Annotated in this window: 12 protein-coding genes; 4 read left to right on the forward strand and 8 right to left on the reverse strand. The window is 37.3% G+C overall.

Annotated features, from left to right (window positions below; genetic code table 11):
- The first annotated feature begins 27 nt into the window (after positions 1 to 27).
- On the forward strand, positions 28 to 471 hold the full coding sequence (locus SJY44_RS17550) for a TIGR02281 family clan AA aspartic protease (RefSeq protein WP_396590682.1): 444 nt from the start codon (positions 28 to 30) through the stop codon (positions 469 to 471).
- Between the two features lie 54 nt (positions 472 to 525).
- On the opposite strand, the gene odhB is transcribed toward SJY44_RS17550, so the two are convergent.
- The 6 genes from odhB to SJY44_RS17580 all read right to left on the reverse strand — a co-directional run bounded on the left by odhB (position 526) and on the right by SJY44_RS17580 (position 8,650).
- On the reverse strand, positions 526 to 1,749 hold the full coding sequence (gene odhB, locus SJY44_RS17555) for a 2-oxoglutarate dehydrogenase complex dihydrolipoyllysine-residue succinyltransferase (protein WP_396590683.1): 1,224 nt from the start codon (positions 1,747 to 1,749) through the stop codon (positions 526 to 528).
- Positions 1,750 to 1,777: 28 nt separating this feature from the next.
- Positions 1,778 to 4,573, reverse strand: a complete 2,796-nt coding sequence (locus SJY44_RS17560) for a 2-oxoglutarate dehydrogenase E1 component (protein WP_396590684.1) — start codon at positions 4,571 to 4,573, stop codon at positions 1,778 to 1,780.
- A 97-nt stretch (positions 4,574 to 4,670) separates the two neighbouring features.
- Positions 4,671 to 5,027, reverse strand: coding sequence for a hypothetical protein (locus SJY44_RS17565; RefSeq protein WP_396590685.1), 357 nt, complete (start codon positions 5,025 to 5,027; stop codon positions 4,671 to 4,673).
- Positions 5,028 to 5,060: 33 nt separating this feature from the next.
- The gene (locus SJY44_RS17570; protein ID WP_396590686.1) at positions 5,061 to 6,338 is read right to left on the reverse strand and encodes an amidohydrolase family protein; all 1,278 of its coding nucleotides are present in this window, start codon (positions 6,336 to 6,338) and stop codon (positions 5,061 to 5,063) included.
- 134 nt (positions 6,339 to 6,472) lie between these two features.
- Positions 6,473 to 7,489 carry a UDP-glucose 4-epimerase GalE gene (galE, locus tag SJY44_RS17575; RefSeq protein WP_396590687.1) on the reverse strand — a complete coding sequence of 339 codons (1,017 nt, stop codon included), beginning with the start codon at positions 7,487 to 7,489 and terminating at the stop codon, positions 6,473 to 6,475.
- A 6-nt stretch (positions 7,490 to 7,495) separates the two neighbouring features.
- Positions 7,496 to 8,650 (reverse strand): DegT/DnrJ/EryC1/StrS family aminotransferase, encoded by a 1,155-nt coding sequence (locus tag SJY44_RS17580; RefSeq protein WP_396590688.1) that lies wholly within the window; start codon positions 8,648 to 8,650, stop codon positions 7,496 to 7,498.
- Between the two features lie 165 nt (positions 8,651 to 8,815).
- Here SJY44_RS17580 and SJY44_RS17585 point away from each other — a divergent pair, with 165 nt between their 5' ends.
- Complete coding sequence (locus SJY44_RS17585; RefSeq protein ID WP_396590689.1) at positions 8,816 to 9,976, forward strand: 3-deoxy-D-manno-octulosonic acid transferase; 1,161 nt, start codon at positions 8,816 to 8,818, stop codon at positions 9,974 to 9,976.
- A 32-nt stretch (positions 9,977 to 10,008) separates the two neighbouring features.
- Positions 10,009 to 11,367, forward strand: a complete 1,359-nt coding sequence (locus SJY44_RS17590) for a sugar porter family MFS transporter (protein ID WP_298929485.1) — start codon at positions 10,009 to 10,011, stop codon at positions 11,365 to 11,367.
- 297 nt (positions 11,368 to 11,664) lie between these two features.
- On the opposite strand, the gene SJY44_RS17595 is transcribed toward SJY44_RS17590, so the two are convergent.
- Positions 11,665 to 12,291 carry a hypothetical protein gene (locus SJY44_RS17595; protein ID WP_298929488.1) on the reverse strand — a complete coding sequence of 209 codons (627 nt, stop codon included), beginning with the start codon at positions 12,289 to 12,291 and terminating at the stop codon, positions 11,665 to 11,667.
- A gap of 49 nt (positions 12,292 to 12,340) precedes the next feature.
- A complete protein-coding gene (locus SJY44_RS17600) occupies positions 12,341 to 12,640 on the reverse strand; it encodes an HPF/RaiA family ribosome-associated protein (protein WP_298929489.1) in 300 nt (99 codons plus the stop codon).
- Between the two features lie 249 nt (positions 12,641 to 12,889).
- Here SJY44_RS17600 and SJY44_RS17605 point away from each other — a divergent pair, with 249 nt between their 5' ends.
- A complete protein-coding gene (locus tag SJY44_RS17605) occupies positions 12,890 to 13,399 on the forward strand; it encodes a hypothetical protein (protein WP_396590690.1) in 510 nt (169 codons plus the stop codon).
- Positions 13,400 to 13,406: the final 7 nt, after the last annotated feature.

Consider the following 13,406-nt stretch of genomic DNA (forward strand, 5'->3'; position numbering starts at 1 on the left):
TAGGTTTATCTTTAATAAAAATAGTTGATGAAATCCCTCAAAAAATTTCTGTCTTCCAAAAGCTATGTTCGTATCCCTTTGGTCTTGACGGAAACCAATCATTTTGAAATAGTGGCTAAAATTAATGGTGTTTCTGGTCGATTTATTCTAGACACCGGAGCTTCCAACACATGCGTTGGCATGGATAAAATTGATTTTTTTAAAATGATTTCTGAAGTTTCTGATATTAAGGCAGCTGGGGCTGGAGCCACAGAAATGGAAACTTTGGTATCAAGTAAGAACAAAATTCGGATTGGAGATTGGAAAAAAGGCAAGCAAAAAATAGTCTTGTTCGATTTGGTCCATGTCAACGAAGCATTAACCTCTCATAATTCCTTACCTGTTGATGGGATAATAGGTGGTGACGTCCTTAAAAAAGGGAAAGCGGTAATTGATTACGATAAAAAGTGTTTGTTTTTGAAAAACAAGTAAGACCTCACAAGCCCTCCTTCTACAAGCTCAGGATGACAGTTTGAGGAAATGTCACTATAGTTCCAATGCTTTTTTTACATTTCCATCCATCAACAATTCTTCTGGACTCTCCAAAGCTTCTTTAACCGCTACTAAGAACCCTACGGATTCTTTACCGTCTATGATTCTATGATCATAAGAAAGCGCCACATACATGATAGGTGCAATGACCACTTGCCCATCCTTAGCAATTGGGCGTTCCACAATATTGTGCATTCCTAAAATAGCACTTTGCGGTGGGTTTATAATAGGTGTGGACAACATAGAACCAAATACACCACCATTGGTTATGGTAAAGGTACCTCCTGTCATCTCATCTACGGTAATTTCCCCTTCTCTAGCTCTAATCGCTAAACGTTTCACCTCAGCTTCAACGCCTCTAAAGGTTAAATTCTCTGCATTCCTAATAACTGGAACCATAAGTCCTTTTGGACCGGAAACAGCTATACTGATATCACAAAAGTCATAAGACAGCATTTCTTTGCCATCTATCATAGAATTTACGGCAGGATACAACTCCAATGCACGAACAACCGCTTTTGTAAAGAAGGACATAAAGCCTAAGCTTACTCCATGCTTTTCTTTAAAAGTCTCTTTGTATTGCTTACGCAACTCAAAAATTGGCGACATGTCAACCTCATTGAAGGTAGTCAACATGGCGGTTTCATTTTTCGCTGCAACCAAACGTTCCGCAACCTTTCTTCTTAGCATTGAAAGTTTAGAACGAGACTCTCCTCTACTCCCTCCTGTTGGTGACCCCATGGATGGAACCGCCTTCACAGCATCTTCCTTGGTTATACGACCATCTCTCCCTGAGCCAGAAACCGTAGCGGACTCAATTCCTTTTTCATCAAGAATTTTCTTTGCAGCTGGTGATGGAGTTCCTGATGCATATGTCTCTTTCTTAACTTCAGCTGGTTTTGAAGCTTCTACCTTTACCGGTTCTTCCTTGGCTTCCTGTTTAACGGCAGGCGCTGCACCCGAATCTCCTTCTGGTTTAGCGGCGCTAGTATCTATAAGGCATACTACCTCACCCACGGCAACAGCGTCACCTTCTTCTGCTTTTAGTGTAATAATTCCACTTTCTTCCGCAGGAAGTTCTAAAGTTGCTTTATCTGAATCCACTTCAGCTATTGCCTGATCTTTTTCCACATAGTCTCCATCTTGCACCAACCATTCTGCAATTTCTACTTCTGTAATGGATTCCCCTGGTGAGGGGACTTTCATTTCTAAAACCATCTTATTCTAGTTTTAATGCTTTTGTAAATTATCTTCTAACCATGTTGTCTTTGGTCTTGTCAAAGACATATTCTATAACTTGGGCATGCCTTCTTTGGGAACGTACTGCACTTCCCGCAGCTGGAGCTCCGTAAAATCTTCTGGATGCCACCCTAAATTGTTTTGCTTCATCTAAATGCATCAATAAATGACCCCAAGCTCCCATATTTCTTGGTTCTTCTTGAGCCCAAACCACATCATTCGCATTTTTATATTTTTTGATAATGCTGCGTATTTCTTCTGATGGCAATGGGAATAATTGTTCTAATCTAACCAATGCCACATCATCTCTTTTTAACTCTTCTCTCTTGCTCAATAAATCATAGTAAAACTTACCGGTACAGAAGACCAATGTTTTTACTTTGGCAGCCGCGGCCTTATCATCGTCTATAAGTGGTTGGAAACTTCCATTGGCCATTTCTTCCTTAGTTGACAATACTTTTGGATGCCTCAATAAACTCTTGGGTGTAAAAACAATCAGTGGTTTTCTAAAACCAGCTTTCATTTGTCTTCGCAACAAGTGAAACAAATTGGCCGGAGTGGTTACATCCGCCACATACATATTATCCTTTGCACATAACTGAAGATATCTTTCCATTCTCGCTGAAGAATGCTCTGCTCCTTGCCCTTCATATCCATGCGGCAATAAGAGTACTAATCCATTTTGCAGTTTCCATTTATCTTCTGCGGAAGAAAGGTATTGGTCAATTACGATTTGGGCACCATTACTGAAATCCCCAAATTGCGCCTCCCAAATAGTCAAGGTTTTTGGACTTGCCATGGCATAACCATAATCAAACCCCATTACTGCATATTCTGAAAGTAGGGAATTATAAATATGGAATTTCCCATTTTGGTTATCACCCAATTCATTTAGTAAGACCACTTCCTCTTCATGCATTTCTGTTTTGATAACTGCATGACGGTGAGAAAAGGTTCCTCTTTCCACATCTTGACCTGTCATCCGGACATTATATCCTTCCTCAATCAGCGAACCATAGGCCAATAGTTCCCCCATGGCCCAATCCAATTGATTGTCCTCAAAATACATTTTGTTTCGTGCGCTTACCAAGCGTTCCAATTTTCTCAGGAATTTTTTTCCTTCTGGAAGACCTGTGATGCTTTTGGCTATTTGGTCCAGTTTCTTCAGCTGATATGAAGTATCTATTGAATCCAACATAGCATCTTCAGCCATTTGACTAAATCCCTCCCACTCATCTTGCATGAATGGTGTTATTTTTGTTTTTTCAACCTTCCGCGAATCCAATAAATCCTCTTCAAGATTTTTCTTATATTCGGCTTCTAGATTCTTTACATAATCCTTATCAATAATTCCTTCAGAAATAAGCTTCTCTGCATAAATATCCCTTGGATTCGGATGCTTGGATATGGACTTGTACAATAATGGCTGTGTAAACTTAGGTTCATCTCCTTCATTGTGCCCATATTTACGGTACCCCAATAAATCCAAAAACACATCTCGTTTGTAGCGCATTCTATATTCCAAAGCAAAGGTAGCGGCATGCACCACAGCTTCTGCATCATCTGCATTTACATGTAAAACCGGGGATAAGGTCACTTTACCAACATCCGTACAGTATGTGGAAGACCTTGCATCCAAATAATTGGTAGTAAAACCTATTTGGTTATTGACAACAATGTGAATGGTTCCTCCTGTGTGGTATCCATCTAAACGTGCCATTTGCACAATCTCGTAAACTATGCCTTGCCCTGCAAAGGCAGCATCCCCATGCACCAAAATTGGAAGTACTTCTGAAACATTGTCCTGATGGTCATGGTCCTGCTTTGCACGTGCGATCCCTTCAACAATACCATTAACAGTTTCTAAATGAGACGGGTTGGGGGCAATGTTCATATTGACCATTTTCCCAGAATCCGTTTCACGTTTGGATGTCCATCCTAAGTGATATTTCACATCCCCGTCAAAGATGGTTTCCTCATAATCCTTTCCATCAAATTCGCTAAAAATATCTTTTGGTGATTTACCAAAAATATTGGTCAAAACACTTAAACGTCCGCGGTGGGCCATACCCATCACAAACTGCTTTACTCCTGCATCTGCCGCTTTTTCAATAATGACATCTAGAGCAGGAATCAACGACTCCCCGCCCTCTAGAGAAAAACGCTTTTGCCCAACATACTTGGTATGCAAAAAGCTCTCAAAAGAAACTGCTTCATTTAGCTTGCTAAGTATATTTTTCTTTTCATCTGGAGAAAAAGTAGGTCGATTGTCATTTACATTAAGCCAATTTTGAATCCATTGAATGCGCTCTGGCGTGCGTATGTACATATACTCCACACCTATTGCATCACAATAAATACGTTCTAAATGGGCTATAATATTTTTAAGGGAACTTGGGCCAATGCCAATAATTTTACCGGCATCAAAAACAGTATCCATATCCCCATCTGATAATCCAAAGTTGGATATTTCCAATGATGGGTCATATTTTCTTCTTTCTCTAACGGGATTGGTTTGCGTAAACAAATGCCCACGAGAGCGGTATCCGTCAATTAAACGAATCACCTGAAATTCTTTCTGCAAAGATTGCGGAATTTCTACTTCTTGACCATTAGCCAATGTTACGGACCTGTTTTCGGAAGCCAAATCCAACTCGTCCAACGAACTCTCCAGTCCAAAATCAAATCCTTGAAAGAAAGCCCTCCAACTGGGTTCAAGACTATCTGGGCTCGTTAGATATTTATCATATTGCTCCGCAAAAAATGAAGTATGCGCAGCATTTAAAAAAGAATATTTATCCATGGACAGTTTCTAGCTAAAACCTATCTGAAAATTTAATCAAAAATACAACAATTACCATAGGTAGGTCAACAAACTTAAGCATAATCGAAAAAATCTTTCAGGAGCCATATTTGTCTTTGAACCAAACTTTCTGCAACTCCCTTTTTAAAAGCAAAAAGCATACTTGGGCAGAAACATCCACCACATCATCAGCTTCGATTTTCTTTACTGCGGTTTCTGGAATATCCACAACATACAACAGGTTTAGATATTCTTGAAACTTTTCCAAAATCAAGAAATAGATTTTCTCATGCAGAATGCTTCTAAGCTCATTGGGCTTTATATCCATATTGAACTCCAGCCCTACATTGGCCATCTCAAAATCCTTTTTTACTTGCGTGAGCAGTTTTTGATAGAGCAGCTTTTTTTGAGCCACTTCCAATAATTCTTGACTGTTATTGAAGTTGATCAGCATATCGTATTTACGTCCAAACTTCTAGAGAAAGACTTATTCAGATTTATATATTTTTCCTTCTTTCATCACAAATACAACATTTTTCAATGTCTCTACATTATCCTTCGGATTTTCATCCACAGCAACAATATCTGCTAAAAAACCTTCTTTTAATTGACCTAGATTACTCCCCATTCCCAAAAGCTCCGCATTGGTTACAGTGGCAGATTTCAACGCTGCCATTATAGGCATTCCAGCTTCAACCATATAACTAAATTCTCTTGCATTTTCGCCATGAGGAAAAACCCCAGCATCTGTTCCAAAAGCAATTGGCACTCCTTTTTTATAAGCTCTTTGGAACATCCCTTGTATTTTAGGCCCTATATCTCTTGCTTTTTGCGCTACCACTTCTGGAAAATATCCAGGGATTTTAGCTTTTTCCGTCACTTGTTTCCCTGCCGTAATGGTAGGTACTAAAAACGAGTTGTATTGAATCATTAAATCCATGGTTTCTTCACTCATTAATGTCCCATGTTCTATAGTTTTGATTCCACCCTTTACAGCGCGTTGCATTCCTTCATCCCCATGCGCATGAGCAGCCGTAAGCATATTATAATCCTTGGCAGTTTCAGTGATTGCTTTTATTTCCTCAATCGTGAATTGTGGATTTTGACCACTCTTGGCTACACTCAACACTCCGCCCGTTGCAGTGATTTTGATAACATCAGCTCCATCTTTATACCGTTGTCTTACTGCTTTTTTTCCATCCTCTGGTGAGTTGACCACTCCTTCTTTTGGTCCAGGATCTCCCATCAAAGATTTCTTCATTCCATTGGTTGGATCTGCATGTCCACCAGTTGTTCCAATCGCTTTACCTGCAGTAAAAATTCTAGGACCTACAACACTTCCTTTATTTATAGCTTTTCTAAGTGCAATATTTACTCCACTTCCTCCTAGGTCACGCACCGTTGTAAACCCTGCCATTAAGGTATTTTTGGCATATACTGTGGACTGAAAGGCCACATCCGCTTCATTATCCGTAAGTCTTTGTATATAGGCACTGGGACTGGATTGTCCTTCTATATGAATATGCAAATCGATAAATCCAGGAAGTACCGTTTTGTTTTTTAGGTCGACGACTTTGTCTTCAGCAGCACCTGTTTTATATCCGTTTTGAATGGATTTGATACTATTCCCCGAAACCACAATCGTCTTTTCCGAAAGAACTTTTCCAGACTGCACATCAACTATTTTACCACATTGAAGATAGGTTTCCTGAGCAAAGAGCATTGAAGTAAATAATGAGATAGATACTAAGAGAATGTTTTTCATTTTTTTTGAATTAGCTAATTTGTGTCTTAAAAATAAGCATACATTCCTTCTCTGCAATAAGAAATTCTACCACCTCAAATAATTTCAATAAAAAAGCCCATCTAAAGATGGGCTTTCATTTATGTTTTGTATTTCTAACTTCTAAGCTTTAGTTCCCAATCCCATGCAGATTTCATAGAATCATCCAATGTCGATTGAGCTTTCCAACCAAGAACCTGGTTGGCTTTTTTGGTATCTGCATAAGCTTGAATTACATCTCCTGGTCTTCTGTCCACTACTTTATAGTTCAAATTTTTTCCAGATACTTTCTCAAAACTATGAATTACCTCTAACACAGAACTACCTTTTCCCGTGCCCAGATTGAATACTTCATAATTGCCTTCGTTTTTTTGATCTAGCAATCGCTTTAGAGCTACTACATGCGCTTTTGCCACATCAACCACATGAATATAATCCCGAATACAGGTACCGTCCTCCGTTGGGTAATCATCACCAAAAACAGACAATTGCTCTCTAAGACCTATTCCCGTTTGTGTTATATACGGAAGTAAATTTTGGGGAACACCTATAGGTAACTCTCCTATTTCAACAGTAGGATGAGCTCCTATTGGATTAAAGTACCGAAGCGCAATTGCCGCTAGTTGCGGATTTACATTACACGTATCTTTTATAATCTCTTCACCAACTTGTTTTGTATTTCCATAAGGTGATTCAGCAGGTTTTACTGGAGCATCTTCAGTAATGGGAAGTTTATCTGCCTGTCCATACACAGTACAGGAAGAACTAAATATAAAATTGGACTTATCTTGTTTTGTAAGCTCTTGAAGCATATACACTAAAACCCCAAGGTTGTTTTCATAATACAAAAGTGGATTTTCAACACTTTCTCCAACCGCTTTGGAAGCTGCAAAATGAATTACACCATCAATATTGTTATGTTTTGCAAAGAATTGTTGAACATCGGGCTTATTCCGAAGATCCATTTTCTCAAAAATGGGTTTCTTACCCGTAATGGTTTCAATACCTACCAGAACATCTTCAGAAGAATTGGATAGGTTATCAATGATTACTACTTCAAAACCCTCATTCTGAAGTTCAACTACAGTATGAGAACCTATAAATCCCAAACCTCCCGTTACAAGTACTTTCATGCTTAATTATTGGTTAACAAAGTCTATGACCAAGTTGGTTATAAATTGAATTTGCTCATCATCCAGTTCTGTATGCATAGGAAGTGAAATCACTTCTTTTATCAATTGATTGGTCACTAGAAAATCAGCCTCATTGTAGCGTTCATCCACGTATGCTTTTTGACTGTGCAAAGGAATTGGATAATACACTCCACAAGGAACGCCTTTATCATTTAAATGTTGCACCAATTCGTCTCTTTTTTCGTTCAATATCCGTAAGGTATATTGATGAAAAACATGACAATCACATGGGTCACAGATTCCATCACAACCATTTACTGTCTTAGGTACCACTATATTACTATGCCCTTTAAAGGCCTCTGAATATTTTCTTGCAGCCTCTCTTCGTTTTTTGTTGTAGCTATCCAAATTCGGAAGTTTTGCTCTCAAGACAGCTGCTTGGATAGAATCTAATCTGGAATTTACACCAACAACATCATGATGGTACCTCTTGTACATACCATGATTTACTATTCCCCGAATGGTGTGAGCCAAATCGTCATCATTCGTGAAAATGGCACCACCGTCTCCATAACATCCAAGGTTTTTTGATGGAAAAAAGGATGTAGAAGCAACGTGTCCAATAGTTCCTGCTTTTCGTTTTTCTCCACTTGGAGAAGTATACGTTGCGCCAATAGCCTGAGCATTGTCTTCAATCACATATAAATTATGCTTTTCGGCCAATTTCATTATTGCATCCATATCGGCACATTGTCCAAACAAATGCACTGGAACTATAGCTTTTGTTTTTGGTGTAATTGCTTTCTCAATGGCTTTTATATCGATATTGAAAGTATCAGGCTCAACATCAACTAAAACAGGAGTAAGATTTAAAAGTGCAATGACCTCAACTGTAGCTGCAAATGTAAAGTCAGCTGTGATCACTTCATCTCCGGGTTGTAGACCAAGACCCATCATACATATTTGAAGTGCATCTGTTCCATTTGCACATGGAATTACATGCTTAACATCCAAATACTCTTCCAATTCTTTTTGAAAAGCATGAACTTGAGGCCCATTGATAAAAGCTGAAGAATCTAGAACTTCCGAAATGGAATTGTTCACTTCGTCTTTTATACCATCATATTGACTTTTTAAGTCAACCATTTGTATTTTCTTCATCCAAGATATATTATGGCATAAAATTAAGAAATTAAGGTACCATAACCACCTATTCATGAAAGAATGTATTTTAGCGGAAATATGATGTTTGTGCGCTTCGTTTACAACTTTTTAATTACGCTCTCTTGGATTGTTTTAAAGATCATTGCCCTTTTTAACACTAAGATGAAGTTGTTTGTTTCTGGGAGAACAGGAGTGTTTCAGCATTTAAGCGAAAAAATCTCTAAAAATGATCGATTTATCTGGATGCACGTTGCATCTTTGGGAGAATACGAGCAGGGGCTTCCTATTTTAGAAAAAATAAGATTCAACTATCCATCCCACAAAATTGTACTTACCTTTTTTTCGCCATCCGGTTACGAAGTAAAAAAAAATACTCCCATTGCTGACATTGTTATCTATCTTCCTATGGATACCATATCCAACGCAAAAAAGTTTCTTGATGACATTAAACCAGAGCTCGCAATTTTTGTGAAGTATGAAATTTGGCCAAACTATCTTTATGGGTTAAAGCAAAGAAACATTCCGACGGTATTGGTTTCTGCCATATTTTCCAGTAGACAAATCTTTTTCAAACCCTTTGGTAGCTTTATGAGAAATAGCCTAAAAACTTTTTCTCACTTTTTTGTTCAAGACAAAAACTCAAAAGACCTCCTATCATCCATAGGCTTTAAAAATGCAACTATTAGTGGAGACACTCGCTTTGATCGTGTTTCTGAAATCTTGAAACAAGACAATCACTTGGGTTTTATGAGTGAGTTTAAAAAAGATAATCTCTGCTTAATAGCTGGAAGCACATGGCCGGAAGATGAAGAAATCTTGGTCGATTGGATTAACGCAACTGACAAACAAATAAAGTGTGTTCTAGCACCTCACACTATAAAAGAAACTCATGTTGAAAAATTAAAAAACAGTATTTCCAAAAAATCGATTTGCTTCTCAAAAATAGAAGGAGAAAACCTCTCCAATTTTGATGTAATCATCGTAGACACCATCGGGCTTTTGACAAAAATCTACAGCTATGCTGATATAGCTTATGTGGGCGGTGCTTTTGAAACCGGGTTGCACAATACTTTGGAACCTGCAGTTTATGGCATACCCGTAGTGATTGGCCCAAAGTATAGTGGATTTAAGGAGGCGGAAGATTTAGTCGATAAAAAAGGAATACACGTTATTACGCGCAAGGAAGAGTTTAAAGAACTGATGAAACGCTTCATTATTGATAGTGACTTCAGAGAAAGCACTGGTGAAATCAATTCAAATTACATCAACAAAAATATAGGTGCTACAGAGCAGATAATAACCTACATTAAAACTATTCTTTAATTTTTCCCTAGTTTTAAAGAAATCAACTTACCATGAACAATCGCATATTTAAAATTTCGCTCACCGCTGCTTTGGCGGGTTTTTTATTTGGTTTCGACACGGTTGTAATTTCTGGTGCCAATCTACCAATTAAGGAACTTTGGGATACCTCTCCTCTTTTTCATGGGGTTTTTATTATGAGTATGGCCTTGTGGGGAACTGTTTTAGGTTCACTATTTGGAGGAATCCCCTGCGATAAATTAGGTAGAAAAAAGACCTTAATATGGATTGGGATACTTTATTTTATCTCTGCTCTTGGTTCCTCTGTAGCCCAAGACCCTTATCTTTTTTCATTCTTCAGATTTATTGGCGGTGTAGGGGTTGGAGCTTCATCTGTAGCAGCACCTATTTATATTTCTGAAATCTCCACACCGGAAAACAGAGGGAAACTTGGAGCCATGTACCAGTTCAATATCGTATTTGGGATTTTCATTGCTTTTATATCCAACTATTTATTAAAAGGTTTTGACGGAGCTAATGATTGGCGATGGATGCTAGGCATTGAAGGTATTCCTGCTCTAGCATATACGGCAATGGTTTTTTACATTCCAAATAGCCCAAGATGGCTTATTACAAAAAAACAAGATGAGAAACGGGCTCTTAAAGCTTTGGAATTTATTACCAATGCAGAAGTCGCCAAACTTAGATTACAAGAAATTAAGGACGCGCTAGGGAAAACTTTTTCTAAAGAAAAACTATTTTCAGGAAAGTATAAGAAACAATTGTTGTTAGCGTTTTTTATAGCTTTTTTCAATCAGCTATCCGGTATAAATTTTGTTCTTTATTATGCACCAGAAATATTGGAACGTGCCGGTCTGGCATCAAAAGAATCTTTGTTCAGTTCTATTTCTATTGGCATCGTTAACCTGGTTTTCACGCTTATAGGCATTCGTTTAATTGATCGTTTGGGGAGAAAACAATTAATGAAAATTGGTTCCCTAGGTTATATCATAAGCTTAGCTATGGTAGGTTGGTGTTTTTATGCAGATGCCAACTCGACCCTGTTACTGACTTTTATTTTGGTTTTCATCGCCTCTCATGCTATTGGGCAAGGAGCAGTAATATGGGTCTTTATTTCAGAGATATTCCCAAATAATGTAAGAGCCTCCGGCCAATCTTGGGGTACTGGGACACATTGGGTTTTTGCTGCTGTTATCACTTTGGTCACCCCTGTTTTTTTAGATGCCGATAAAGGAATTTTTAGAGAGAATCCTTGGCCTATTTTCCTATTTTTCGCCTTAATGATGGTGCTCCAACTCTTATGGGTGATTTTTAAAATGCCAGAAACCAAAGGAGTGTCTTTGGAAGAACTGGGAAGAAAATTAAGTTCCAATAAGTCAAAACCCAGTTAATCTGTACAGGACGTACTTAAAAGTTGCCCGTTAATCGAATAACAATGCGGAATTTATAATTGATAAATGAATAATTTCTTACATTGTTAGAAATTACACTATTATGACTGATGAAATTTCTTTTGGCAATAAAATGCTAGTTGGCTTTTTGCGACTAATGGTTATTGTCCTTGTAATTATTCTAGTTGCTATTCCTATCTGTATTTTACTTGATTTTATAGGAATTCTTTAATTAACCATATCACTTCTGGGGTTTTATCTCCTAAAGCTGATTAATCTATAGAATACGGATTATAGTTAAAAAATTACATCCTGTTCTCCCATTTTATTTGCGATAAGCCTAATGTATGATTCAATTGTTTTTTCCATTTTCATAGGCTCTAAAACATCTATATCGCTTCTCCAGATAAGCTCTCTTTCTTTATCAACACATATGCAATACAATGAAGTTTCTACTGTATAGATATTGAATGTCTCATAGTATTCTGAATTGTAATAAATGTCTTGATGCTCAAGGTAATCCGTGCTGAAACGAGTATACATTTCATTAAGGTTATTCATTCTTTCTCTAAATGTCCTTCTGTTTTCCGTACCAACTACTTTAGTAAAAAGAATAGCATCAAAACCTTTGTCCAATAGCTGTTCCTCAACTTCTGAAAGTTCTTCTTCTGACTTTTCTGAAGATGTAAACTCCACATCAAAAAGATCCATACTACGCATTGCCTCGACTCCCTTCTCATTTAACCTCTCGGTAAGTCTCGTCTCAAACTCCGTTCTCAAATTTTCATCTTGGGTCATTCCTACCACAAGCACTTTGTACGCATCAAATAAAACTATATCAGGGTTTTTCCAAGTACTTACAAGCTTTGTAGAGGAACACCCTAATAAAAGCAACATACCAAGACATACTATTTTTGTTTTCATTGGAAAAAAGTTTAAAAATTATTCTAGCTATTCAACTATATGGCAATAGCTAATGTCTCACAAAGACGCTTTGCCTTTTTTCTAACTGCCTTTTCAGTTCTTCAATCGTTTCAACCATCGCTTTTTCAAAATTATTTGTTTTGGATTTTGCAAAAAGTCTAGGTCCGGGAGCACTAAGTTCTATCTCGCAAACTTTATCTTCTCCTGCTTTATCGTTCTCAATCTTAAAAAGTACATTGGCGTTAATAACCCAACTATATCTCCATCCTAATTTATCAAGTTTCTTTAATAGAATCTTATTCAAAGATTCACTGACTTCCATTTTTTGATATTGAATGTTAACTACCATAACAGATTTACTTTTTAATTATATATCAAAACTAGATACCTGACCAAAGGAATAAAATGACATTTGTCAGTATTTAACTATTGTTCATAATCCAACGCTCTTTTTAAACCAAAAAATCATCAAGGTTCCTTCCTCTTCATATGCAAAAACACAGAACATGATGCATATCATTTATAAAATGGCAAAGGCACAATAATTTTACCCAGAATTTTAGGCCATACCTATTTGGCGTATTATAAACTAAAAGAAATGAAAAATCTCAAAGAATTTTTGATTTTCATATTATTTGCAATTGGTCTCTCTTTACTTTTCGCAGTTTGGTACAATCAAGAGTTTTTGGCGAAAGTAGAGTCAATAGAGATAAATAATCCAGCGTTGGAATCCAAACTTCTTATTGCTTGTACCGAAGGGAACTTTCCTGAAAAAATTGGGCATGGAATACTGGATCACTACAAAAACAAGTATAACCTAAATTTGATAGATATTTCTGATCTATCTGAAATAGCCCCAGAAAATTATGAGGGAATCTTTCTGATTCATACTTGGGAAAAATGGAATCCTCCACCAGATATGGTTGAGTTCATGGACGTTTTTAAAAAGTTTAATGACAACACCGTAATTTTGGCTACGTCCAGTGGTGGGTCTTCACAAACAGATGATGTTGATGGGATTTCAGGTGGCAAAGAATCTGAAAATGTACAGTTTTACGTAAAAGAAGGCATTACCAAGATGAATCTCATTCTAGATACTCAGAAGTAAATGTTTC

Source organism: Allomuricauda sp. R78024, assembly GCF_044596045.1.
In the GTDB taxonomy this organism is placed as follows: domain Bacteria; phylum Bacteroidota; class Bacteroidia; order Flavobacteriales; family Flavobacteriaceae; genus Flagellimonas.

What these genes read in the sequence shown, in the direction of transcription:
- SJY44_RS17595 (WP_298929488.1), bottom strand. Translation starts at nt 12,291, where the DNA reads ATGAAAACAAAAATAGTATGTCTTGGTATGTTGCTTTTATTAGGGTGT.
- SJY44_RS17570 (WP_396590686.1), bottom strand. Translation starts at nt 6,338, where the DNA reads ATGAAAAACATTCTCTTAGTATCTATCTCATTATTTACTTCAATGCTC.
- odhB (WP_396590683.1), bottom strand. Translation starts at nt 1,749, where the DNA reads ATGGTTTTAGAAATGAAAGTCCCCTCACCAGGGGAATCCATTACAGAA.
- SJY44_RS17560 (WP_396590684.1), bottom strand. Translation starts at nt 4,573, where the DNA reads ATGGATAAATATTCTTTTTTAAATGCTGCGCATACTTCATTTTTTGCG.
- SJY44_RS17565 (WP_396590685.1), bottom strand. Translation starts at nt 5,027, where the DNA reads ATGCTGATCAACTTCAATAACAGTCAAGAATTATTGGAAGTGGCTCAA.
- SJY44_RS17585 (WP_396590689.1), top strand. Translation starts at nt 8,816, where the DNA reads ATGAAGTTGTTTGTTTCTGGGAGAACAGGAGTGTTTCAGCATTTAAGC.
- SJY44_RS17600 (WP_298929489.1), bottom strand. Translation starts at nt 12,640, where the DNA reads ATGGTAGTTAACATTCAATATCAAAAAATGGAAGTCAGTGAATCTTTG.
- SJY44_RS17590 (WP_298929485.1), top strand. Translation starts at nt 10,009, where the DNA reads ATGAACAATCGCATATTTAAAATTTCGCTCACCGCTGCTTTGGCGGGT.
- galE (WP_396590687.1), bottom strand. Translation starts at nt 7,489, where the DNA reads ATGAAAGTACTTGTAACGGGAGGTTTGGGATTTATAGGTTCTCATACT.
- SJY44_RS17550 (WP_396590682.1), top strand. Translation starts at nt 28, where the DNA reads ATGAAATCCCTCAAAAAATTTCTGTCTTCCAAAAGCTATGTTCGTATC.
- SJY44_RS17580 (WP_396590688.1), bottom strand. Translation starts at nt 8,650, where the DNA reads ATGAAGAAAATACAAATGGTTGACTTAAAAAGTCAATATGATGGTATA.
- SJY44_RS17605 (WP_396590690.1), top strand. Translation starts at nt 12,890, where the DNA reads ATGAAAAATCTCAAAGAATTTTTGATTTTCATATTATTTGCAATTGGT.